The sequence below is a fragment of the Flavobacterium solisilvae genome (genome assembly GCF_012911605.1).
Taxonomy (GTDB): domain Bacteria; phylum Bacteroidota; class Bacteroidia; order Flavobacteriales; family Flavobacteriaceae; genus Flavobacterium; species Flavobacterium solisilvae.
Genome location: NZ_JAAMPT010000200.1, coordinates 23,315 through 48,165, shown reverse-complemented (window position 1 = coordinate 48,165; position 24,851 = coordinate 23,315). Strand labels below are relative to the sequence as shown.

Below are 24,851 nucleotides of genomic sequence, written 5' to 3'. Positions count from 1 at the left end.
AAACCAGATGTCAAAAAGCGATATTATTTCGGAAATAGAAGATAAAAAAGAACTCTATGCTTATCAGGTTAAAGATATTGACAAGATATTTGACCGACTTGATAACGCGCCAAATAATTATCATTTATTGTATCAATTGCCAACTGGTGGCGGAAAAACGGTAATTTTTTCGGAAATTGTTAGACGCTATTTATCCAAACACAATAAAAAAGTAGTTGTTTTAACCCATCGAATTGAGCTTTGTAAACAAACCTCAAAAATGCTAAAAAGTTTTGGTGTAAAAAACAAAATAATCAATAGCAATATCAAAGAATTGCCCGATCAAGATGAATATTCTTGTTTTGTAGCTATGGTTGAAACCTTGAAAAATAGGTTAAACGATGAAAAGCTGTTGATTGATAATGTTGGTTTGGTAATTATCGATGAAGCACATTATAATTCGTTTAGAAAATTATTAAAATCGTTTAAAAACTCCTTTATACTTGGTGTAACAGCAACTCCATTGAGCTCAAATATCAAGTTGCCAATGTATCAAAATTACTCAGAATTAATCGTTGGTGATACTATTCAAACGCTTATTGACCAAGGATTTTTAGCAAGAGCAACAACTTACAGTTATGATGTTGGGTTAACTTCGTTAAAAGTTGGAATAAATGGCGATTACACCGTTAAATCTTCCGATGATTTGTATATGAACATGATTATGCAAGAAAAATTGTTGCATGCATATACCGAAAAATCATTGGGTAAAAAAACGCTAATTTTCAATAACGGCATTAACACTTCGCTATACGTGTATGATACTTTTAAAGAAGCTGGATATCCAATAAAACATTTGGATAATACGACTTCCAATGAAGATAGAAAAGATATACTGGCATGGTTTAAAAAGACACCCGATGCCATTTTAACTTCAGTTGGAATTTTAACCACAGGTTTTGATGAACCAACAGTTGAAACGATTATTCTTAATCGAGCAACAAAATCGTTAACACTTTATTTCCAAATGATTGGTCGCGGTTCGAGAAAATTACCTAACAAATCAGAGTTTTCAATTATTGATTTAGGAAACAATGCGTTGCGTTTTGGACTTTGGAATGAACCGGTTGATTGGCAACATATTTTTAAAAACCCAGAATATTATTTGGAGAATTTAAGAGATGATGCCGAAATCGAAAGAAACTTCAACTATCAAATGCCCGAAGCTGTTAGAGAAAAATTTAAAAATTCCACTGACATTAGTTTTGATGTAGAAGAAGAATTTAAGATTATCACAAAGCAAAATCTTCGTTCCAAAGTAGTTATGGATAAATCTATCGATCAACATGCCGCAATGTGTGTTGATAATGCCGACGAACTCTATGAAGCTCGAATGCTTTCAAAACTTCTTTTCGACGATATAGAAAGTCGTGTGAAGCAATTCATCAACTGTTTAGGCAAAACCAGTAAGAATTACCGCGAATGGTTAATAGAAGACTACAAACAAAAGCTAAGCCTAGCCATAGGTAAAAAATTTAGAGAAAAACTAAATCTCTAATAATCAATCTATTGAAAAACACCTTTTTTTTAATAAAACAGCGTTATATTCTAGTTGAAATAATAGTAACGATGTTTTACATCGATATATTTTTCACGTAAATGCATTTCGTCGATATTATTTTTGGTTTTAACAGATATATTGTCAGAAATAACAATTCTTTTTGATTTCGAAATAAATTTGTCATGTAATTAAATGTTAAAAGTTTAAGTTTTTATTATTACTATAAAACGGACATTTTTTTTACACTAAAAAAATCAAATATCATGGAAAATAAATATGACGTATTATTGATTCTTGAAGGTACTTATCCATTTAACGGCGGAGGAGTTTCTACTTGGTCACACATGTTATGTAATGAAGTTAAAAATGCAAACTTCGACTTATATTCCATTAACGCAGCTTTTGAAGTTGAGCCAAAATACAAATTGAGCGAAAGTGTTAAAAATGTAATACAAGTTCCGCTATGGTCGCCGCTTGAACCACAAGAAATGGTTAATTATGGCAAAAAATTTCATAAAATAGTAAAAACAAAAGAGCGTTCAGACGATAAGGATATTGTAGAGAAATTTATTCCAATATTCGAAAAATTAATCAAAAGTATTTATTCAGACACAAGAGTTGCTGCTGATTTTGATGTTATCATCTACAACATGTGGAATTATTTTCAAACTCACGATTACAAAAAAACAATGCTTCACGAATCAGTTTGGAAATCGTTTTGTTCATTAGTAAAAGAAATCATTTCAAAAGATAATGAGCAAGCTACTTTATATGATTTAACACTAGGAATGCGTTGGATTTATCGTTTCTTGATACCAATATCAATTGATGTTCCAAAAGCTGATATTTCACATTTAACAATCTCGGGTTTTCCAGTAATTCCTGCATTGGTTTTAAAATATAAATATGATACGCCAATAATTGCTACAGAACATGGTGTTTTCATTAGAGAACGATTAATTGCAATCAACACATCGGAGTATTCATTTTTCTTGAAAAAATTATTAATTCGTTTTTCTGAAAGCATCACAGAATTAGTATATTACAAAGCTGACGTTATACTTTCGGTAAATAAATTCAACATGAGTTGGGAAAAAATGTATGGTGCAAATCCTGATAAAATTGATGTGATTTATAACGGAGTTGATCATAATGTATTTGTTCCTGCTCCAAAACCAGAACGAACAAAAGATGTTCCAACGGTTGTTTCTGCTGCAAGAATATTTGAATTAAAAGACATTCTAACTATGATACGTTCATGTGCAGAAGTTAAAAAATCAATTCCAAATGTTCAATATTTGGTTTATGGAGATAATGAAGCCGTTCCAGAATATACTAGAGAATGTAATAAACTTATCGCCGAACTTGGTTTAAAAGATAATTTCAAATTGGCTGGTTTTCATGCAGAACCAAGTAAAATTTTCTGTGAAGGCGATATTTCAATTTTAACCTCAATTTCTGAAGGTTTTCCATATACAGTTATCGAATCGATGAGTTGTGGAATTCCAGTTGTTGCTACTGATGTTGGTGGAGTTTCTGAAGCGTTAGATTCATCTTGTGGATTTATTTGTAAACCAAAAGACCACGTTGAAATTGGAAAAAGAGTAGTGGAATTGCTTCAAAACGAATTGTTGAGAAAACAAATGGGAGCAAATGCTCGTAGAAAAGTTGTAGAAAATTTCACGATTAATAAGTTCATCAAAGGATACGAATATGCTTATGAGAAAGTAATGTCTCGAAAAGATGTTCAAACGCCACACCCAATTTTTGCTCAAATGGAAATTGGAGAAGCGCAAGAAGCTTCATAATAGCTCTGTAAATTAAGGAGTTTTCATTTATATTTGCCCTAACCAATCTACAATGAAAAACCACTACGAAAACACTGAATTTTTGATGCAAAGCGTCAAAGATAAAATCGGCAAACCTGTAAGTTCCAGGGTAGTTATTGCTACTATAGAATCTTTAGGAATTAGAGATATTGATGTTCCAAGCGATTACGGTTTTGAATCGATAAAATCTTTGGCAGATTATATTTTTAAAGAAATAAATTCACTTGCCGATTATTCAGAATTAAAAAATAGTAAAGAAAAAGAAGATATTGAGAAACATGAAACCATTCAAGTTTCGGATTATGTTCATGTAAAGGCGCGACTTTTTGCAAAACATTATCCTTTAGGAATACTTCATTTACTTCCTGTATTTCTTCAAATTGCTGCCATTATTTTATTTGGTTATTCGCTTTGGACTTACATTGGTTTTAACGAAATTCAATCAACAGCAGTTGTACTTGGTGTAATGGTTGGACTTATTGTAACTGGTGGATTTGTTCAAGTTATTGGAAGACAAGCTACTTTTTATTGGAATTATGAAGATTATCAAATGGCAAAAGAAACCATCTTTTATTTGATAAGAAAAGGTGGAAAGAGTTTATTATTTGTCATTTTTGTTATTTCATTTTTCAATATCTTTTTTCATTTATTTCCGTTTAATGTATTGCTGGTTATTTTTACCTATGCATTTCTAATAGGTTTATTACTATTGGTTTTTGCACCATTGCATACAATTAAACAACGCTGGGTAATTTCGGTAGCGATTTTGGCTGGAACAGCTTTGGCAGTTTTTGCTAAGGAAAAAACAACACTTCTAATTTATGTAACCCATTGGATTGGAATATCTTGTGCAATATTAATTTCGTTTCTTTTCTTGATTTTCTTTTTCAAATTTAAAATAAAGAAAAACCAAAATCATACCAATATTCGATTTAAAACACCAATTTTATTGTATCAAAACTACAAGTATTTTTTCTACGGAACGGCTGTTTATATTTTCATCTTTATTGATAGAATTCTAGCTTGGACATCAGATACAGAAGGGAAATTACCGCTAATTGTCTATTTTGAAAAAGATTATGAATTAGGAATGGATTTGGCCATTTTAGTTTTTCTTCTAATGACTGGAGTTTTGGAATATAGTATTGTTTCGTTTACGAAATTTCTTGATATAGGTCAAAAAATCACCTCATTTGATACGCCAGAAAAGTTCAACAAACAGTTTATAAAAATGTACTGGCATAGTATATTATTGCTAGTATTAACCTGTGTTTTGATTTCCATTTTAATTTATTACATCATTACGGCTTCTTGGGGTTATAAAGGACAATTCAATCAAAGTCTAGATGCTGTTAGTATTCGAGTTTGTATAATCGCTGGAATAGGATATTTCTTTTTGGCTTGGGGAATGCTTAATTCGTTGTATATGTTTACTTTAGGACGACCAGATATTCCAGTAAAAGGAATTATATTGGCTTGTGTTATAAATGTAGTAGTTGGGTTTATTCTGAGTAGATTTGTTTCTTATGAGTACAGCGTTATCGGAATGTTTTGTGGTTCAGTGTTTTATATGTGTTATACTTTTGTAGAAAGCAGAAAGTTTTTTAATAATCTTGATTACTATTATTATGCAGCCTATTAAATTCTTTCTTTGGTTATTGCCATCCGTTTTGATACCAGGAACTTTCAGTAAAAATGAAGACAAAAGCACTGTTTTATTTTGTTACGGAAAGTTCAATACAGCATTAGTTAAAAATTATAATCAAGTCATTATTGAGCCATTTCATTTTAATTTAACCGAAATTAAGCAATTAAAAAAAGACAATAAACAGGTTTTAGCTTATATCAGTTTAGGTGAAGTAAATAGTCAAGCTAAACACTATAAAAAATTAAAGAACATAACATTAGGTAAAAACAATAATTGGGATAGTCATTATTTAGATTTAAAATCAGAAAAAACAAAAGAAGTTTTATTACAACTAATGACAGAAGCTTTTGATAAAGGTTTTGATGGAATGTTTCTTGATAATTTAGATAATTTCACTCAGTTTGGACCACAAAAAGAGGATAAAAAAGAAGCTATAGAATTTCTAAAAATTATTGCTGCTAAATTTCCAAACAAAGTTTTTTATCAAAATGCAGGTTTAGAATTATTAGAAAATACCCATAAGTATATTGATGGAGTAGTAGTAGAGTCAGTGGCGAGCAGTTATACTTTTAAAGATAAAAAGTATGGTTTACGAAACAAACAAGAATTTGATACCTACATTAACCGAATAGATTCATTAAAAACGAAATACAATACCAAGTTTATTTTAGTAGAATATGCCGATACTAAAGCGTTGTATGACAAAATAGCATTGCGATTAGCTAAATACAAATTAGACTATTTTATTGGAAAAATTGATTTACAAACCCTACCAAATTACAAGAAATGATATATTCATCAACTATAGCATTAGGTTTTTTTAGACTTTGTCTATTGGTTTTGGTATTGTTTTATTTGAACAGAAAATTTATCAATTACCATAAACAAGAAAATATCTTTGATTTTATTGCAAATCAGTGGTTTAAATATGGAAGTTTGCTAACTATTTTACTTTTTGTATTGGTTCAATTAGGAATTTACAATTTGTTCAACACAATAGTTTTATTTAGTTTATTTATTGTTATTGACTATTTAGGTATTCGATTGATAGGAAAATCATTAGCGTTTAGTTCCAGGAAAATAAAACAAAAAACATTTGAGCTTATTAAAAATGTAGAGCTAAAAAAAAGTTGGTCTTACTATATCAGTACAAAAACCAATTCCAAAACTAGAGCAAAACGTCTTTGGATGTTGCCATTGTTGGCAGTTTTAGGTTTTATAACTTTTTTCAGTCGCTATTATTTTACAAAATATGATCTTTATGCTTTGTCCAATTTATGGATTTTAGAGCTAGAAACTGTAATTGATTTTGATAGACAACGCTGGTTTTATAATGGTGTAACACCTGTTGGCGAATTGGCTTTAATCAATTTTTACAGTAAAATATCAAGTATTTCTCCCGAAATAGCACTTGAATCTATGGGAATTATTGAATCGGTATTGATTGGAATTCTTATTTTTTGGAGTGTTAGTAAAATAACAGCTTCAAGGATAATTGCACCAATCGTAGCTTGTCTGTTTTTTGCTTTATGTTATGTGCTTTCGCCAATCAATATTTCTTATATTTTACAGCACAAACCAATGTTTTTGGCACTTTCATTGGCTATTCCAGCGATGGTTTATTACTTAAATCCAAGTCTTTTAAAATGTAGTAAACGAAATTATTTATTGAACTATATTTTTGCATTTATTGCCATTGGTTTAATTGATATTTTTACCTTATTAATATTGGTTTTACCATTTTTAGTGATTGGATTTATATTTTCAAAGCGATTATATAATTCTTATAATTTAATTGTTCTAAAAGCATTTTTACTTTCAATAATTATTTTAGCAACTATCTATGGATTAGAATGTTACTATCTTGGTTATGACTTTGAGCTATTTATCAATTCGAGTTTGATTGCTGCGAGTTCTTATACCTATTTTCCTCATTTAATAGTACCATACAATCTTTTGATGAGTTATTATCTTGTAATTTCGGTTGGATTAATCGTCTTTTTATTGGTAATGACTTATGGATTTAAAGAAAATTGGCGGGAATCATTTACGTTTTTGATCCTTTTTATATTTCTAATTCTGTTGAGTAATGTTAACAATCAATGGTTGGATAGAGAAATGACAAAACAAGCCATTGCCGTTTACATTCCAATATTTATTGGGATTGCAGTAGCTGTTGTACTGAGAATTTTATATCCGTTGTATAAAAAAGTAATGGTTGTAAAACCTTATTTTGCTGTGGTTACCATTGCATCGTTATCATTTGGAGCAATCTATTTTCAGCAACCTGAGTTTGCAAAATTAAAACAATCAGATGCTACAGCTCGAAAGATTTTAGATGCTTATGAAAATATTTCTAGCGAATTTTTCTCTTTTTCTTATGCGGTTGTAAACGATTATGCAGCGCATTCTATTAGTACAAATCAGCATTTTTTCATCAATTATGATGCGTTTTTAGACAACTATCTAGAAAAAGATTCGCTGTATTTTAAAAACTTAAAAAACAAAGAATACTTTATTAAAAATCCTGATAATGTATTGCCAAAAAGTGTCATCGTTTTTGTTTACAAGCAAAAATCAGAAACAATAACATCGCTTGATGATAGCTATAATATTTCGGGAGAAATTCTACAACAAATAAACACCTTAAAGAAAAGAGGTCGAAAAATAAACGTAATTTATAGTAACGAAGTTTTTGATGTTTATGAAATAATAAACAAACCAAATGAAGCTCGAATTAATGACTTAATTTTCAAAATATGATAAAGTTAAATCAAAATATAAACGCCTTACAATCACTAAAAAAACTGTCACTTTTATTGATAATTCTTTTAGTAACAAGTTGTGGAAAATTGGAAAAATTATCCAATACAGATGAATTTGATTTCTTTAATTCTAATAATGACGAAAGAGAATTAAGACGTTATACTAATGAATCGCCAAATAATCCGCCGGTTATACAATTTGTTGTAGATAACAATGATTTAGAGAATGTTAAAACATTTAATCACATTAAAAAAGTATGCGATTATACTAAAATGCCCATAAAAAGTGTTTCGTTAAACGAATGGAATACTGGCGCAGAAATTTTTGAAACCACACGTGTTCTTGGATTTTACAATACTAAAAAAGTTAGTACATCAACAATAGAAAAAATCATTGATTTTATTGCTAAAGGCGGAACGTTATATTTACCTTATAATAGTGAAGATTCACGATTTTCGTTTTTAATTGGCTTAAAACCAACTGCCGATATGAACATCGATGTGGCTTCGGCTGGATATAATTTTAAAATCCCAATGTTGCCAGGTTATAGTGGTAAAAAGTTCTCAAAAGACATTATTTTCTTTGGACTAAAAAGAAATAATTTCAACGAAAATGTGAAAGTTTTTGCTACAGCTGCTAACAACGAATACTATCCATTAATTACCGAAAACAAAATTGGAAACGGAAAAGTAATCTTTTATAATACAACAAATTATAATGAAAAAGCTGATAGAGGTTTATTATTCTCGGGAATTTTAAAAGGTTTAGAAGCAATTCCTTATCCAATTGCCAATGTAAACACCGTTCATCTTGACGATTTTCCTTCGCCTTTATATGATGTAATGCAAGAACCAATTGCCTCGGAATTGAAACAAAATCTATCGGATTATGTGTATAAAACTTGGTGGCCAGATATGGTTAAACTTGCAGATGAATTTGATATAAAATATGTTGCGTTAACCACTTTTGATTATGACAACAATATTCAACCGCCATTTTTATTCAATCAATGGGATGGAAAAAAAGCATCTATCAATGGTCAAAATCAAGTTTTAAGTAATTGGTTATCAAAAGATATTCTAAAAAATGGTCACGAATTAGGTTTTCACGGTTATAATCACGTTTCATTGGTTCAAAGCGAATGGAAAAACCCAGAATTCATGCGTTTATCATTGGCTTCAGCCGAAAAAAAATGGCGAATTAACGGTTTTGGTACTTTGCCATCAATTTATGTTCCGCCATCCAATGTTATTGACAAAACAGGTTTACATCAATTGGTGAAAGGAATGCCATCGATTAAATTCATGTGTAGTATTTATAACGGAGAATACAAAGATGGAGGAAATCGTGAATTTGATTTTGATGCATTAGAACCAAAATTATACGATATTCCTAGAACTGCCAGCGGTTTTTATCTAAAAGAAGAAGCCAATTTTGCGCTAAATTCGGTTTATTTATACACTGGAATTTGGATACATTTTGTTCATCCTGATGATGTTTTTCAAATTCCGGGCGAAAAAAATATCAGCCAAGGAAATTATGCACTTAGAAATACTGATGCTTTAGGTTGGCATAAAACTAAGAATTCTAATCGCGCAATGTATCCAGCTTTTAGAGGAATTATTAAAGACATGAAACAACGTTATCCACAGTTACGTTTTGTAGAAGGAACAGATGGAAGTTATTTGATAAATGACTGGCGTGCTTCAAAATTTAGTCATGAATCGGGTAATGGCGAATATTTGGTACAAGAATTAAATAACGAAGAATCAATCACAGAAAAACAATATTGGTTTTTATACGGAAGTAATGAAAACGCAAGTAGGATAGAAGCTCAACTAAAAAATGAAGGTGCAATTTATAGAAAAACACCTTATTTAGAAGGAAATTTATATTCGGTTTATACCAATAAATCGAAACTAAAAATGATTGACTTATTTCATAAATCGACATTAGAAATCAATGCTTTAGCAGCTATTCAAAAAGCAGTAAGACAAGATTATGCTATTTTCAATACAAAAATGCAAGATTTTAAAATCGAGCAAACTTATGTTGATACATCCGAAGAAGATTTAAAAAAGGAAATCGCTGCGCTGAAACAAAAAATGCTTTCTGAAGCTAAAATTGATGCTGCAACTTGGAACAAATATGCAACATACATGACTTGGGAAGAAAAAGGAAATGACGTTTGGAAAATGCTTGATTCTCATATTGCAAAATATCCAACGACAGAAAATATTATGTATTCAGCCAGTTTAAGTGAAGTTGCTTATTATCCAACCGAAGCCGAAAGAGAAAAATGGCTACGAATGCAGATGTATGCAAAACCAAATGATAAATCCATTCTAACCGATTATATTGAAAGCTACAATTCTGAAGAAAATAAAGAACACATCAAGTTTGCGTTAGAGAATTTAATTAAAATTGATAGTTCTCAAGAAACGATGCTAAAGTATCTTGAGTTTCTATTGGCTTATGATCCAAAAGCGGCTTTGAAATTACTAGAAAACATTACTCCATCGGCTGATTATGAAAACTTAGCATCATCAATTGCTTGGTTGTATGCCGAGGAGAAAATGTATTTGAAAGCTTATGAATGGTCAAGTTTTTCTCCAGAAATTGATTTTCTTAGCAAAATGAATTGGTTAATTGAAGCTAAAGAAAATGATTTACTGGTAAATGAATACACTAATCATATCGAGAAAAATCCAAATGATTATAAGGCAAAAGCTTTGATGAGTACTTATTATAGTGATACTGGAAAATTTAAAAACGCATGGATAATTGCCAATTCGTTGCCTGATAGTTTTGAAGAAAAAGAAATTTTGCGCGCTAGTTACAACAAAGATGTAATTTATGAAGAACGAAATCTGCAATTGGATTTGGTTGAAAATCACGTAGAGTTGTTTTATCCTGAAGTTTTGAAAGAAATCATGAAAAATGACCGAAAAAAGTATGGTGATTTTCTAAAATTGGACAGTTCGTTAGAAACCAACAGAGAATTAAATTCTGCGGTAAAAAATTCATTTTCGTATAATGTTTTCGACAAAAAACAGAACATTCATTCTTTTGGTGCAACGTTCAGTAAAATGTATGAGTTAGATTTTGACATTAAAGATGAATTGCACAATTTAACGCATGATGTTTATGGAATTGAGTATAAATTCACTCGAGCAGTTAAAGAAAATAAACTGAATTACTGGACATCAGGACGATTAGAATATAGCAATCAAAGTAAGGCATTTTTCCAATTTTCATCGGGAATAAATTTGTCTAAAGAAAAGAATTTCAGCTCATTGATATTTAAAATTGCACCTGCAGAAACTGGTGGCGCACATAGTAAAAGTATTTATAGATTTCAGTTGAATTATTACCAAGACGTTTATTTATTTGGATTTTTAAATGCTAATCTTTCGCTAGAAGGAAATTATTACAATCCAAGTAGTACTGAAGATACTTATGTTGTTACAGGCGATACTTATGAAGGTTCAATTACTGGAAAAGTATTTTATGATGATGGCGTTGACAAGAAACTGAAAATTCTACCGTTTATAGAATCATCTCGTTCTCAAGGTTCATTTAAAAGTGAGTATGCTTATTTTTTACGCTTTGGTTATCCATATTGGGTAATTGACGACCGATTTTATTATGGCGGTGGAATGGCAGCTAAATTTGGAAAAGATACCGATGATTTCAATATAAGAGTTGAAGGTTCGTACTTCTTAGATGACTTTAGTGATAAATTTCAGCGATATACAGGAACATTAAATTATTTACTTTTTGATTATACCGAAATTAACGTTGGAGTAGAAGTCTTCGTTCAATCATTGTATTATTCTAATGCGGTTCAACTTGGAATTAAACATAGTTTAAAGAAAAAGCAAGCGAAATAAAAAATCGGAGCTAAAATAATTCTCAACTCCGATTTTAGTGTAGGTATTTTTAACAATTAGTGTTTCACGATAATTCTTTTAGTGTCAACGATATTTCCGTTTTCAAAACGAAGTAAATAAACACCATCAGAAAGACTTTGCGTATTTAAACTCAATTTATTTCCAGCTATTTCATTTGAAGAAATGTTGAAGTTTTGACCTAAAGTATTGTATAATGTTACTTTAAAATCTGAGATATTTTCCATTTCTACAATCAGTTCATCATTTGCTGGAACTGGATAAATTACTGGGTTAATTCTAGTATTATCAGCTACAGAAAGAGCTTGAGTAACATTTAAAGTATGGTTCAATTTATTGTAACCTGTTGTTGCTTCCCATGTGTTTTCATTGGCTAAACGAATTGCATATTCTGGTCTTGCGCTAATAGTTGCACTTTTATCTGGTAAATGCAAATACATTTGATAATTACCTGGAACAATGTCATTTGGTAACGTTAATTGCTCGTTAATCGGAATTACATTCGTATCTAACCAAAGCTTTGGATTAGAAGCCAATGGCAACGAATAGGTTTGATTTGTTACTGTATTTTTCAAAACGATGTAAGCAGTTCTGTCATTATAAACCGATGCAAATCCGGTGTTTTTTATAGTAAGAGCAATATTCAATAAACCGTTAGATGAAACTGTATTTGGAAAAGTTCCCGAAACTAATTCATAACGATAACCCAATTTTTTCTTGATGTCATTTAAACAATTATTGTCTTCAAATCCATCAATTACTTCAGGATAATAGTCAATATTCATATATGACCAATGAAAAAGTGCCATTTCTGAAGTTCCAACATTACAAGTAGAACGATTTGGATCAAAATCACATGATTCTCCGCCCATTGGAACGAACTTAGTTTCTTGTGTTAAATATGGATACTCTGTTGCAATATTAGTATAAGTTCCAACATCTGAAGCATCAGAAAGAAAACAATCATTATGATGTCCAACACGTGAACCTGCAATGTTGTTGAAATATTGAGACTGAGTTAAAGCAACAGTCGAGTTGAAAAGCCTTTGTTTTAATTTTGGAGTTCTAACTTGAATTTTAATAGAAGAAGGTAATGCAGTTAGCAATGCATCAACAACTTCTCGGCGATTTGCATAATCAGCGGTAGTTGGATTCATTCCAAAATGATCAGTATAATACCATTCACCATACGTTCCAATAAAACCAGCTTGAACAGCAGTAATGATATCACTATTAGCATTAAAAATTGGAGTTAATTGTTGAATGTGAGATAAAATCTGCGCTTTTGAAGCATCGCGTTGTCCTAATGTTGTTGAGCTAGAATATGCAAATCTCAAAATACATTTAATTCCAGCATTTCTAGTTCTTGTCATGTCGGTAGTAATGTTATCTAAAAAAGTTTGCGAAATTGGAGACGTTAAAAATTGATCCAAATAATACAAACGCAAAATCAAAGTGATTTTTTCATTCGTTCTGTAATTTGCTAAACTACTTTGAGTTAAGAGCGAATAATTTGAAGCTCTAGTTTCTTTGTGGTGATAAAATCCTCTTTCTGGATTTGGAAAATTTTCTGTAGATACAGTGTAGTTCACAGTAGTGTTCTGTGAATTTGCTAATAAAGCAAAAAATAAAACTAATGTTGTAAAAACTCTTCTCATAATCGTGTAGGTTTTAGTTTTTAATTTTTTATACTTTATCACTTTCTAGATTTGGGGACTGAAAGTGATTTGACAAATCTAAATAGTTTAAGTGCAACTTTTATCGTTTAAGTGTAAAAAAATGTTGTAAAAATCGATGAAATGCGTATTTCTATTAATTTTTGATAATTATACTTACAAAAAAGAACTGTTTTGTAGTTAAAAACATAATTTCACATCAATAAAGTTATTAACATTCTTTGTTTCAAGTGTTTATAACTGTATTTTTAGAATTATATTGTGCAAATTATTCTGATATTATAAAAATTAAAATGTCGTGAAATGGAATTAGTTACCAATAAAGAATACAAATAAATATGAACTATAATTTATATTATGTAAAATAGAAAATACAAAAACCACTCTTAACTATTTCTCATAAATTTTAAAAAAGAAATAATTTTAGCACGATAACATTCCTTATTTTTGTAAAATAATTTTTAGCAAATCCATGAATACAATTGCAGAAAATATTGCCATATTTTTAAAAGAATACGCACCGTTTAATTATTTAAGCCATGACGAACTCGTTGAAGTTAGCAACAGCATTGGCGTCATAATGCTTGAAAAAAACAAAACGTTGTTTAAAATTGAAGATAAATTACACGAAAGTTTTTATGTTGTAGCTTCTGGTGTTATTCATTTGTCATTCATTGCTGATGCCGAAGAAACAATGCTTAATAAATGTTATGCCGGAGATGTTTTTGGTTTGCGTCCGTTTTTTGCTAAAAACAATTATATGATGACAGCAAAAGCTCGCGAAGACAGCATAGTTTATGCAATTCCTATTAAAATATTCAAACCTTTTGTATCACAAAATCCAAATGTGCTTGATTTTCTTTTAGAAAGTTTTGCTTCTAATACAAGAAATTCATTTGATAAAGAAAAACGAGGAAATTTAATCACTGATACTATTTATTCCGATCAAACTTCTGGAGAAATTCAATATTTTCAGTCATTGAGCTATAATAAAACTCCTTTAAAAATTGCGTCAAAAGCTGTTGTGAAAGATGTTGCCCAATTGATGACAGATAATTTAAGCAATAGTGTTATTGTTATTGAAGAGAATTTTCCCATCGGAATTGTAACTGATACCGATTTTAGGAGCAAAATTGCCAACGGAAGATTTCCCCTTATTTCTACTGTTGATAAAATTATGTCATCGCCTGTTGTTACGGTTTCTGAGAATGTTTCTGTAGCCGAAGCGCAATTAATGTTGCTAAAACACAGCGTTAGTCATCTTTGCGTAACCGTTGATGGTTCTGATAAATCTGATGTTAAAGGTGTAATTTCTGAACACGATTTGGTTGTTGCTCAATCCAATAATCCAGGCGTTTTGGTTAGAGAAATTAAACGTGCTTTAACGCCAAAAGAATTGAAACAAGTTCGAGAAAAACTAACCGATTTAATTCAATCTTCAATTGCAAAAAATATTCCGTTAGCACATATTTATAATATTTCAGGCGAAATAATCTCAGCAATAAACAAACGTGCAATTGAATTGGCTATACTCGATTTAGGTTCGCCACCAGCACGATTTGCTTGGTTAAGCATTGGAAGTCAAGGTAGAAAAGAACAACTTTTATTGACTGATCAAGACAGTATTTTGATATTTGAAGATGTTGCTGCCGATAAATACAGAGATGTAAAAGATTATTTTATAAAGCTTTCAAAAAGAGTGACTACTATTCTAGAGAAAGTTGGTTTTTTATATTGTCCAAATGGTCATATGGCAAGTAATATGACTTGGTGTAAATCATTGACTGACTGGGTAAAACAATACAACAATTGGATGAAAACTCCAGGTGAAATTACCGATGAAATGAGTAGTATTTTCTTTGATTATGAAATCGTTTTTGGCGAAAATAAAATTGAAGATGCTTTAACTGAAGTTATTTTTAATAATGTAAAAAACAACAATCTTTTCTTTGACTATTTAGGAAACGATACTTTACGAAAAAATCCACCGCTTAATTTCTTTAAAAAATTCAACCTCGAAGAAGAAGGCGAAAACAAAGGGAAATTTGACATTAAAACCAAAGCAATTATGCCTTTAATCGATGGTGCTCGATTGCTTATTTTGAGTATGCAAATCAAAGGTGTAAACAATACCTATTTAAGATTTAAGCAATTGGCTATGGCAGATCCAAAATATTCTGAAATATATCTTAGCTGTGCAGAAGCTTTTCAAGTTTTATCCAAATACAGAACGCTCGAAGGTTTAAAAAATGATTCAACGGGACAATTCATTAATATTGATGAGTTAACAAAAATTGATCGTGAAAAAATCAAAGCAGCTTTGGTTCCAATGAAAGAATTAGAAGAATTAATTAAAGATCGTTTTCAACTAACACAGTTTTCATAATGTTTGATTGGATAAAAAGCAAAAACTATCCTGAATTTTGGAAGAATTACGTAGCAGAATTTGAAAATAAATCAAATCGATACGTTATTTTAAACACCGAAACAACAGGTTTAAATCCCAAAAAAGATGTTATTCTTTCCTTTGGTGCCATTGGTATTACCGAAGATGTTATTCGTGTAAATGATACATTGGAATTGGTTATTTTACAATATAAATACTTGCATGACAATGGTTTGTCTAACGATTTTTTAATGGAAAGCAAATTACCCAAGTTTGCTGAACCGCTTGCTATTGAAGAATTTATAAAATATATTGGAAGCGCAACCTTAGTTGGTCATCGAATTCATTTTGATATTGAAATGATTAATGAAGTTTTGGAAAAAATGGAATGTGGCAAACTAAAAAACGAGGCTTTGGATATTGAAATAATGCATCAAAAACTGTATGATATTACTAATAAATCATTTTCATTAGAAGAATTGAAAAACGCGTATAAAATTCCACAAAGCGAAAGAAATTTTGCTCTTGATGAAGCTTATTCGATTGCATTATTGTTTTTAAAATTAAAATCAAAACTCGGTTTTAAATAAAAAAACTCACCGTTTATGGATGAGTTTTTAAAGTGATCTGTCAAAATCAAACAAAACAATAATCAAACTATTTTTCTTTCATGAATATATTCGTGTAATATTTTTTTCCAGTTGCTTCATCTACTGAAACAGATATTCCAAAGTGTGTAAAATCACCTTCTATATTAGCTCTGTGTCCAGGACTATTTTTCCAAGCGGCAACAACACTTTCTGCTGTAGCATAGTTGTAAGCAACATTTTCAGCTACTTTTTCAGCTCCTAAAACCTGAATAATATTTTGAGAACGCTGTTGAAAACCGTCATGACTGATAGATTGTTTTTCAATCATGTACTCGTTGTGACCTTCTGATTTTATAGAAATGTAATTGATAACTTCTAATGGATTTAATCCTATGCTTTCTCTATGATTATTGATTAATTCCACAATTCTTGATTCAGTCTGATTGTAAGCATAGTTTACTTCAACAGCTTCTTGAGTTGAAACTTCTTCAGATGAGTCTGATGAACAAGATACGGTAGTGAACACAATTGATAATATCAACAATGCTCTAAACATTTTTGATTTCATAGTAGTTAGTAGGTTAAGTTTAATAAAGTAGATGTTGGGGCAAACACTTTAAAATAATCTAATCTTTAAATTTTTATTGTAAGAACGTGTTGTTGTAGATTTGGTATGTCAAACTTACATCAATTATCGTTTAAAATACAAATAAAATCGATTAAATGCACAATTTAATACTTTTAAGATATAATAAACTTACAAATTAAATGAAAAACGCATACATTCATTAGTAGCAAAAATTAAAAAAACCACTTAAAAAGTGGTTTGATTTCATTTTAAGGAGATAATCGATCAATTTTCCAATTGAAATTGTCTTCGAGTTTATATCTAATTCGATCGTGAAGTCGATTTGCTCTTCCTTGCCAAAACTCTACTTCTATCGGTCGAATTAAAAATCCACCCCAATTTTCTGGTCTTGGTATTTCTTTACTTTCAAATTCCTTTTCTAACTCTTTTAATTTTGTGTCTAAAAATTCTCTGGATGGAATGACTTCACTTTGTGGCGAAACTATTGCGCCAAGTTTACTTCCATCTGGTCGAGAAGCAAAATAATTATCGGAAATTGTTGCTGATGTTTTTTCGGCGATACCTTTAATAATAATTTGTCGTTCCATACTGTGCCAAAAAAAAGACAAACAAACGTTTGGGTTGTTTAGTATTGCTTTTCCTTTTTCGGAATTATAATTAGTGTAGAAAATAAAACCTTCTTCGTTGAATTTTTTAAGTAGCACTACTCTACTTTTTGGAAATCCGTCTAAACCAATGGTTGAAACCGTCATGGCGTTGACTTCTTCTATGTTGCTAAAATCTTCGGTTTCGTGAAACCAACGGTTGAAAAGATTGATTGGATCTTCGGGAATATTAGTTTCAAGAAGTTCGCTCTTTTCGTATGATTTTCTATAGTTGCTTAAATCTTTCATTGACTTATGATTTGATGTTGCTAAGTTACTAAGTTTCCTGATTATAAAATGGTTTTTCAACTAGCCCTGATGGAAGTGAAAATCCTGTCATTGCTTCTCCAAGGTTTGATTATGAGATTGCTTCGTTCCTCGCAATGACAGATTGAAACGAACAGCAGGAATTACGTTTACAAAAAAGTTCGAACGATTCGCTTCAAAATGAATTAATTGAAATCAAATGTTTTTCCGTCGTCTGCTAATGTTACATTTTCAAAAATGGTTTGTGCTTCTTCTTTAAACAGTTCAATATTGTCATATCGCGTGCTGTAATGTCCTAAAATCAAATGTTTTATATTGGCAAGTTGGGCAATTTTTGCGGCTTCTTTTGCGGTGCTGTGCATAGTTTTTTGGGCTTTATCAGCTTCGGTTTCAAGAAAAGTGGTTTCGTGATACAGAATATCAGCGTTTTGAATTATCGGAATTATAGTTTCGTCATACATCGTATCGCTACAAAAGGCATAACTTTTTGGTTTTGGCGGATCAAAAGTCAATTTGGCATTAGGTATAATCGTTCCGTTGTCGAGCGTAATGTCTTTTCCGTTTTTTATGTTTTGAAAATAACAGGTTTCGATGTTGTGTTTTTGAACTTCGTCAATGTTTAGTTTTCGTTCACCAATTTTTTCCTGAAATAAAAATCCGTTGGTATAAATTCGGTGTTTTAGCGGAATGGTTTTTACGATTACTTTTTCGTCTTCAAAAATGATTTCGCTTTTGGTAGCGCTTAATTCGTGGAAATATAAATTGTAACCAGTATAAGAATTAGAATATTTTAGTTGCAATAAAATGATTTCTTTGATGCCTTTTGGTCCGTGAATGTGCAAATCGGTTTGACGATTTAGTAGCATAAACGTTGAAATCAAACCTACTAATCCATAGAAATGATCGCCATGAAGATGGGAAATAAATATATGATTAATGGATGAGAATTTGATTTTGTTTTTGCGAAGTTGCACTTGAGTTCCTTCGCCACAATCGATAAGAAACATTCGGTTTTTAATTTCTAAAACCTGCGATGTTGGATTGGTAATGGTTCGTGGTGTTGCCGCATAGCAACCTAATATTGTTAACTTCATGGTTGTTTTTTAGAAACCTAAATCGCGTTCTATTTCTTCCATTTCAATTATATCGTGAGCTTCAAGAAGCGTTGGAACTAATGTTATACTGCTTGGAACTTTGTTGAAATCAATAGAATCGGTTACTAATACGAATGATTTTTTATTCTTTTTGTGTTTCTTTATTAATTCTGAAAACGATTTTACATCTTCCATAACAATTTCTTTATCAGTCGATAAATCAATTATAAGGTTTTGATTTTTAAAGCTGTTGTATTCATGCGTAAGTTTAGTTATGAATTCAGCGGTTTTATACTGCGTATTCTTTATAGTAGTGGTGTGTCCTTTTTGATCTACTTTCATGTGACAAATATATTATGACGCAATTTACTAAGAAAATACCATTTTCTATGTTTTTAAAAGTAGTTTCTATTTTGATTTGCGCAGTTCATAGAAATTATTGGAATTTCACCGATGAAATACACGTTTTTTTAACATTTTATAGATGAACTGCACTAAAAAAACGCTCAAAACCCTTGATATTGTTGATTTTGTCGTTTAAACGACTTTTAGAGTTAATTATCGAAAAATTTTCACCTCGTTGCATCATCGACGTAGTTTTGGTTCAGAATTAAAACAGAAACTAAAACAAAAGATATGACAACAACAAACACAAATACTTCAAAAAGAAACTCAATCGTTACTTTATTTGTTTTATTTGTAGTTATGTTTTTATCAACTTCAACTGTATTTGGTCAAGAAACTAAAAATGAAGTTTCTATTGTTGAACCAACTACAGAAATGGTTTCTACTGAAAATTCTGTTGCTGCAACAACTACTGAATTTGCGGTTTGGTTCGTTGGAAGTGTAAACAAAACTTCAAATGATAAACCAGCTACTTTATCATTTGGTAGAAAACAATTAATCAACTCTGGAATTACTACTAACAAAGTATTAATCAAAACAGTATTGAAAAAAATCGTTGGTCAAGAAAGCAGCGTAGCTTAAGGATAAATTTAATTTATTATAATTAGTTAGTTTTTGGAAAATGAAAATCCCGATTGGTACTCGGGATTTTTTTTATTTGTTTTGCTTGAAATACACTTCTGTTGCGCCAAGACCATATTTTTGATAATTAGCATCTTGAAACGTAACACCATCATATCGACCAAGCATAAAATTAATTTCCGATTTAAGAACACCATCGCCAACACCGTGAATTAGAACAATTTTTGGAATTCGGTTTCTGATAGCAAAATCGATATGCTTTTTAGCAGTTTCCGTTTGAATGGTTAAAATTTCATAGTTACTCATTGATTTATAGTTTTTCACTAATTTTTCAATGTGTAAATCAAAATCAGGAACAGGAACTTCCTTTTTGGATTTTTTCTCCTTATTGATATAGTTTGGCTTTGGAATTTCTTTTTCGCTAATAACTTTGGCTTTGCTGAAATTAAAATCAATTTCTGCTGAATTTCCAATTTTAATTAATTCATTTGCTTGAAAAGTCAACAAAAATCCATCCGAAGTATCAATAGTAACTTCTTGATTTTTAATAGAAACCACTACTCCATCGATATCATCATCTAAAACTGAAACTTTATCACCAACTTGAAACATGCTTTTTTTTATTTCAAAAATAAGAAACTTTACAGCGATACCATTTTTTATTGAAAAAATAATTTGTAAACTTGTTCTTTCTTTAAAAGAAAGTAGCAATGGAAGAATATATGTTGCCTTGCATGAACAAAAAACTTTTTGGCATCGAATGTTTCGGTTGTGGAACACAGCGTTCATTGATGCTTTTACTCAAAGGCGATTTTGTTGGCGCTTTTAATATGTTTCCTGCCATTTTTACAACGCTTTTATTTTTTATTGTTTTAGCACTTCATTTTATTGACAAATCTCGAAACTACCAAAAAGCAATTATTGGTTTAGCTGTAACCAATGCTGTAATTATGGTTGTTTCCTATTTTTATCGTGTAACCAATTATTAACTATATCTTTTATTTTATGGAACAATCAAACTTTAACAATTTTGAAGGTAAACAAAAGCTTCCCAACGAACAAGCTGTAATGATTTTAGGAATATTATCGTATGTAGGTTGTTGTTGTACTAGTGGAATTCTAGGAGTTATTTTATCTGGAATAGGAATTTTTTTAGCAAATAAAGCAGAAAAAATATACGCAGAAAATCCAGAGCAATACATTAGCGGAAGTTTAAACACATGGAAAATCGTGAATTATGTAGGTTTAGCACTAAGTGTATTGTCTTTAATTTATTATATCTACATGAAAGTTACTGGAAAAGATGTTGAGCAACAACAGCAACTTATGGAGTTAATTAGACAAATGCAAAACAAATAGTATTTTCAATTTTAACCCTAAAGAAAAACCGTCTTGTTGTTATAACGAGACGGTTTTATTATTTCTAATGAATTTGAGTTTTTACTTCTCAAATTCCTTTAACGTATTAATGATAATCGAAACACAATCAAGTAATTGTTCCTCGTTCATAACTAATGGCGGAGCAAAACGAATAATGTTTCCATGCGTTGGTTTTGCTAGTAAACCATTCTCTGCTAATTTCATACAGATATTCCAAGCCGTATCGCTTTCTTCAGTATCGTTAATCACAATGGCATTCAACAAACCTTTTCCGCGAACAAGCGTTGCAATGTTTGAATTAGTAACAAACTCTCCTATTTTTTCTCTGAAAATTGCTCCTAATCGTTCTGCGTTTTCAGCAAGGTTTTCATCTTTTACAACTTCCAATGCCGCAATGGCAACTGCAGCCGCAACTGGATTTCCACCAAAAGTTGAACCGTGTTGTCCTGGTTTAATCACATTCATGATTTCGTCATTGGCCAAAACGGCAGAAACTGGATAAACGCCACCAGAAACGGCTTTCCCTAAAATTAAAACATCAGGTTGCACATTTTCGTGATGAACGGCTAATAATTTTCCAGTACGAGCAATTCCTGTTTGAACTTCATCGGCAATGAATAAAACGTTATTCGCTTCACACAATGCTTTTGCTTTTGCCAAATAACCATCATTTGGAACATAAACGCCAGCTTCACCTTGAATAGGTTCAACTAAAAATCCGGCAATATTGTTTGACGATTGAAGTGCTTTTTCTAGAGCATCGATGTCATTATATGGAATTCTTATAAATCCTTCGGTGTATGGACCAAAATTCTTTCTAGCATTTTCATCATTAGAAAACGAAATGATAGTGGTTGTTCTTCCGTGGAAATTACCTTCACAAACAATGATTTGTGCTTGGTTTTCCTGAATTCCTTTCTTCTCATACGCCCATTTTCTGGAGATTTTCAAAGCCGTTTCTACTGCTTCTGCTCCAGTATTCATTGGAAGAACTTTGTCAAAACCAAAATAGTTTGTGATGAATTCTTCATAAACACCAAGTTTGTCGTTGTAAAAAGCACGAGAAGTTAAGGTTAACGTTTGTGCTTGATTAATCATAGCTCCAACAATTTTTGGATGGCAATGACCTTGATTTACTGCCGAATAAGCCGAAAGAAAATCGTAGTATTTCTTTCCTTCAACATCCCAAACATACACACCTTCACCTCTACTCAATACTACTGGTAGCGGATGATAATTGTGCGCACCATATTTGTCTTCTAATGCAATAGCATCGGCGGAAGTTAATTTTTCTAAAACTGACATTGTTTTTTGTAATTTTAATTCTGTAATATCAATTCCTTCTTAATGGAGAGAAATCATCCCTTGATAACAAAAGTAGTAAAATTAAATGCCAATTTAAAATTCGATATTGCTTTAACTTTTTTACTTCTTCATTCTTTCTAGTATATCATTCATCATTTCAATTTGAACTTTTTGAATTTCAATTAACTCTTGTTGCTGATGCATTATCAAATGATCCAATTTTTCATCAAGCATTCTAATTTCCAATTCAGATTTCAAATTAATCATATAATCTTTTTTTGCTCTTTCTCGGTCTTTTTCTTCCTGGCGATTTTGGCTCATCATAATAACCGGTGCTTGTAAAGCTGCCACACAAGACAAAATCAAATTGAGCAATATAAAAGGATAAGGATCAAAACCTTTGTTCATCAATATAAAAACATTTGCTCCAATCCAAAGAAGCAAAAAGATGAAAAAGGAAATAATAAAAGTCCAGCTTCCGCCAAATGCCGCTACTTTATCGGCCACAATTTGTCCTATGGTACGGTTTTCTTCATTATCTTCTACTTTGGAAACAAAAGAAGTATCATCAGATAATGAATGAATTACATTTTTCTGCAAATCAGTAAGCTCTTTGACTTCGGTTTGGAGAAATTTTGAAATATATTTTTCTCTGTAATAGTTAAGCTCACTAACAGAAATACATTCTTTTGCATCAAAATTAGGATAATCACTTTTTATCAAATCAAAAATAGTTGCTCTGATGGATTTTCCCCAAACTCTGTCGTGCTCAGGAAACTCAATGCCCGAAATAGAACTTTTAAAAGTGCTTTTACCACCCATGTTTTTTTGTGTATTTATTGGCTAATTTACAATTTATTGTTCAATTCTCTCTTGATACATTTCCAATAATTTGCTCACCGTGTTATAGTTTCGCATGGTTGCTGTTACGTTTAATTTTTTCTCAATATACTTTTGGTCCAAGCGCGTTTTTCCCGCGCCAACAGCATATTTTATAAAAATTCTGTTGCCATCAATCACGGCTTCATCAGGTTTGAATTGACTTATTTTTAACTCATTGATGGCAGAACTCGGTAATTCTTTAGAAATAAAAGCAACGTATAATTTCTTGATATCAACTTCCTTTTCCTTTAAAAACGGATTGTTTGTAAAACACAATTCCAAGTCGTTTTTAGTAACCACAATCACTGGAACATCGTGTCCAAAAACTTTATAAATTTCTTGTTTGATTTTAAAACCAACTGCCGAACCATTTTCTTCTTCACTAGTAACAAACACATTTCCACTTTGAATATAGGTTTCCACGCCAGTAAAACCCATGTTTTCCAGCATATTTTTCAATGCTTCCATTTTTATCATGTTGTGTCCCGATACATTGATGCCGCGGAGAAGTGCTAGGTGTTTCATGGCGTAAAGATAAGCAAATACAATAATTCTAAATAATGATTTATTCTAGGAGATGTTTGATTATTTGCCACAGATTAACACAGATTCAACGGATTTAATCTGTGTCAATCTGTTTAATCCTTAAAATCCGTGTGTCATTTTAGATAACAATAAAGTTTTAACATATTAGTTTATATTTGTGTAAAATTTTAAAAAAAATTTTAAATTTGTAGAAACCCACAAAACAAACAAAATGAGAAAATTTTTAACCCTTTTAACACTTATTGTCGTTGCTGTTGGCATTAGTTCGTGTTCTAGCGATGACAAACCCGAAACTGGACTTTCGGCAAAAATTGATGGTGTTTCTAAGAAATTTATAAACGTTACTGTAACTGAAGAAGAATATGATGAGTATTCCGATTATATAGTTACCGCAATTCAATCGGACGATCCATCAAAGTCAATACAAATTTCGCTTGGGAAAGATTTTATAGGAACAGAAAGTATTTATTATATTCAATATTTTGACGGTGAAAACTATTATGACCTTTCTAGTCCGGGTATTGTTTCTAACGTTACTGAAAGCTCAAATACTAAAGTAAAAGCAACTTTTTCGGGTATTTTGGTTAGCGATGTTGGTATGGGAAATGTTGCCGTTACTGATGGTACAATTGATGTAAAACCATAATCTAAAATTTTCATAAAACAGTAAACGTCTCATTTTGAGGCGTTTTTTTTGTATCATAATGTGGTAAAAATCATGTTTTATGATTATAACGAGTTTTTGTGTAGTTGGTAGATATTTTTTGCCATTCCAACTGGTTTGTGACATCTTTGGCATTCAAAATTTATT

Annotated in this window: 21 protein-coding genes; 12 read left to right on the top strand and 9 right to left on the bottom strand. The window is 30.8% G+C overall.

What is annotated here, in order from left to right; genetic code table 11:
- The first annotated feature begins 7 nt into the window (after positions 1-7).
- The 6 genes from G6042_RS04080 (at position 8) to G6042_RS04055 (ending at position 11,676) form a co-directional block, all read left to right on the top strand.
- The gene (locus G6042_RS04080) at positions 8-1,537 is read left to right on the top strand and encodes a DEAD/DEAH box helicase (RefSeq protein ID WP_169523041.1); all 1,530 of its coding nucleotides are present in this window, start codon (positions 8-10) and stop codon (positions 1,535-1,537) included.
- A gap of 266 nt (positions 1,538-1,803) precedes the next feature.
- On the top strand, positions 1,804-3,348 hold the full coding sequence (gene pelF, locus G6042_RS04075) for a GT4 family glycosyltransferase PelF (RefSeq protein ID WP_169523040.1): 1,545 nt from the start codon (positions 1,804-1,806) through the stop codon (positions 3,346-3,348).
- A 52-nt stretch (positions 3,349-3,400) separates the two neighbouring features.
- A complete protein-coding gene (locus tag G6042_RS04070) occupies positions 3,401-5,011 on the top strand; it encodes a hypothetical protein (RefSeq protein ID WP_169523039.1) in 1,611 nt (536 codons plus the stop codon).
- Positions 4,998-5,807, top strand: a complete 810-nt coding sequence (locus G6042_RS04065; RefSeq protein ID WP_169523038.1) for an endo alpha-1,4 polygalactosaminidase — start codon at positions 4,998-5,000, stop codon at positions 5,805-5,807. The genes G6042_RS04070 and G6042_RS04065 overlap by 14 nt, the downstream gene beginning before the upstream one ends.
- On the top strand, positions 5,804-7,780 hold the full coding sequence (locus tag G6042_RS04060; RefSeq protein ID WP_169523037.1) for a hypothetical protein: 1,977 nt from the start codon (positions 5,804-5,806) through the stop codon (positions 7,778-7,780). Before G6042_RS04065 ends, G6042_RS04060 begins: the two co-directional genes overlap by 4 nt.
- Entirely contained in the window at positions 7,777-11,676 is a 3,900-nt protein-coding gene (locus tag G6042_RS04055; RefSeq protein ID WP_169523036.1) for a DUF2194 domain-containing protein, read from the top strand. Before G6042_RS04060 ends, G6042_RS04055 begins: the two co-directional genes overlap by 4 nt.
- 56 nt (positions 11,677-11,732) lie before the next feature.
- On the opposite strand, the gene G6042_RS04050 is transcribed toward G6042_RS04055, so the two are convergent.
- Entirely contained in the window at positions 11,733-13,352 is a 1,620-nt protein-coding gene (locus G6042_RS04050; protein WP_169523035.1) for a T9SS type A sorting domain-containing protein, read from the bottom strand.
- Between the two features lie 490 nt (positions 13,353-13,842).
- Between G6042_RS04050 and G6042_RS04045 the strand changes: the two genes are divergently transcribed.
- Both G6042_RS04045 and G6042_RS04040 read left to right on the top strand, forming a co-directional pair.
- A complete protein-coding gene (locus G6042_RS04045) occupies positions 13,843-15,756 on the top strand; it encodes a DUF294 nucleotidyltransferase-like domain-containing protein (protein ID WP_169523034.1) in 1,914 nt (637 codons plus the stop codon).
- Positions 15,756-16,346 carry a 3'-5' exonuclease gene (locus G6042_RS04040; protein WP_169523033.1) on the top strand — a complete coding sequence of 197 codons (591 nt, stop codon included), beginning with the start codon at positions 15,756-15,758 and terminating at the stop codon, positions 16,344-16,346. The genes G6042_RS04045 and G6042_RS04040 overlap by 1 nt, the downstream gene beginning before the upstream one ends.
- A gap of 67 nt (positions 16,347-16,413) precedes the next feature.
- Here the strand turns inward: G6042_RS04040 and G6042_RS04035 are convergent, their stop codons facing one another.
- From G6042_RS04035 to G6042_RS04020, 4 genes are all read right to left on the bottom strand, one after another.
- Positions 16,414-16,902, bottom strand: coding sequence for a CAP domain-containing protein (locus G6042_RS04035; protein WP_235933186.1), 489 nt, complete (start codon positions 16,900-16,902; stop codon positions 16,414-16,416).
- Positions 16,903-17,183: 281 nt separating this feature from the next.
- Positions 17,184-17,828: a pyridoxamine 5'-phosphate oxidase gene (gene pdxH, locus G6042_RS04030; protein WP_169523031.1), complete on the bottom strand. Its 645-nt coding sequence runs from the start codon at positions 17,826-17,828 to the stop codon at positions 17,184-17,186.
- Positions 17,829-18,031: 203 nt separating this feature from the next.
- A complete protein-coding gene (locus G6042_RS04025; RefSeq protein ID WP_169523030.1) occupies positions 18,032-18,940 on the bottom strand; it encodes a ribonuclease Z in 909 nt (302 codons plus the stop codon).
- Positions 18,941-18,949: 9 nt separating this feature from the next.
- Positions 18,950-19,282 carry a ribonuclease Z gene (locus G6042_RS04020; protein ID WP_169523029.1) on the bottom strand — a complete coding sequence of 111 codons (333 nt, stop codon included), beginning with the start codon at positions 19,280-19,282 and terminating at the stop codon, positions 18,950-18,952.
- 294 nt (positions 19,283-19,576) lie between these two features.
- Here G6042_RS04020 and G6042_RS04015 point away from each other — a divergent pair, with 294 nt between their 5' ends.
- Entirely contained in the window at positions 19,577-19,927 is a 351-nt protein-coding gene (locus G6042_RS04015) for a hypothetical protein (RefSeq protein ID WP_169523028.1), read from the top strand.
- A gap of 72 nt (positions 19,928-19,999) precedes the next feature.
- On the opposite strand, the gene G6042_RS04010 is transcribed toward G6042_RS04015, so the two are convergent.
- Entirely contained in the window at positions 20,000-20,539 is a 540-nt protein-coding gene (locus G6042_RS04010) for a Smr/MutS family protein (RefSeq protein WP_169523027.1), read from the bottom strand.
- Between the two features lie 98 nt (positions 20,540-20,637).
- Between G6042_RS04010 and G6042_RS04005 the strand changes: the two genes are divergently transcribed.
- Complete coding sequence (locus tag G6042_RS04005) at positions 20,638-20,916, top strand: DUF2752 domain-containing protein (protein WP_169523026.1); 279 nt, start codon at positions 20,638-20,640, stop codon at positions 20,914-20,916.
- Between the two features lie 16 nt (positions 20,917-20,932).
- Entirely contained in the window at positions 20,933-21,286 is a 354-nt protein-coding gene (locus tag G6042_RS04000; protein ID WP_169523025.1) for a CCC motif membrane protein, read from the top strand.
- An 81-nt stretch (positions 21,287-21,367) separates the two neighbouring features.
- Here G6042_RS04000 and rocD read toward each other — a convergent pair whose 3' ends face one another.
- The 3 genes from rocD to G6042_RS03985 all read right to left on the bottom strand — a co-directional run bounded on the left by rocD (position 21,368) and on the right by G6042_RS03985 (position 24,019).
- Positions 21,368-22,612 carry an ornithine--oxo-acid transaminase gene (gene rocD, locus G6042_RS03995; RefSeq protein ID WP_169523024.1) on the bottom strand — a complete coding sequence of 415 codons (1,245 nt, stop codon included), beginning with the start codon at positions 22,610-22,612 and terminating at the stop codon, positions 21,368-21,370.
- Positions 22,613-22,732: 120 nt separating this feature from the next.
- Positions 22,733-23,434, bottom strand: coding sequence for a DUF1003 domain-containing protein (locus G6042_RS03990; RefSeq protein WP_169523023.1), 702 nt, complete (start codon positions 23,432-23,434; stop codon positions 22,733-22,735).
- A 33-nt stretch (positions 23,435-23,467) separates the two neighbouring features.
- On the bottom strand, positions 23,468-24,019 hold the full coding sequence (locus tag G6042_RS03985) for a DUF1697 domain-containing protein (protein WP_169523022.1): 552 nt from the start codon (positions 24,017-24,019) through the stop codon (positions 23,468-23,470).
- A gap of 232 nt (positions 24,020-24,251) precedes the next feature.
- Here G6042_RS03985 and G6042_RS03980 point away from each other — a divergent pair, with 232 nt between their 5' ends.
- A complete protein-coding gene (locus G6042_RS03980; protein WP_169523021.1) occupies positions 24,252-24,686 on the top strand; it encodes a hypothetical protein in 435 nt (144 codons plus the stop codon).
- Positions 24,687-24,851: the final 165 nt, after the last annotated feature.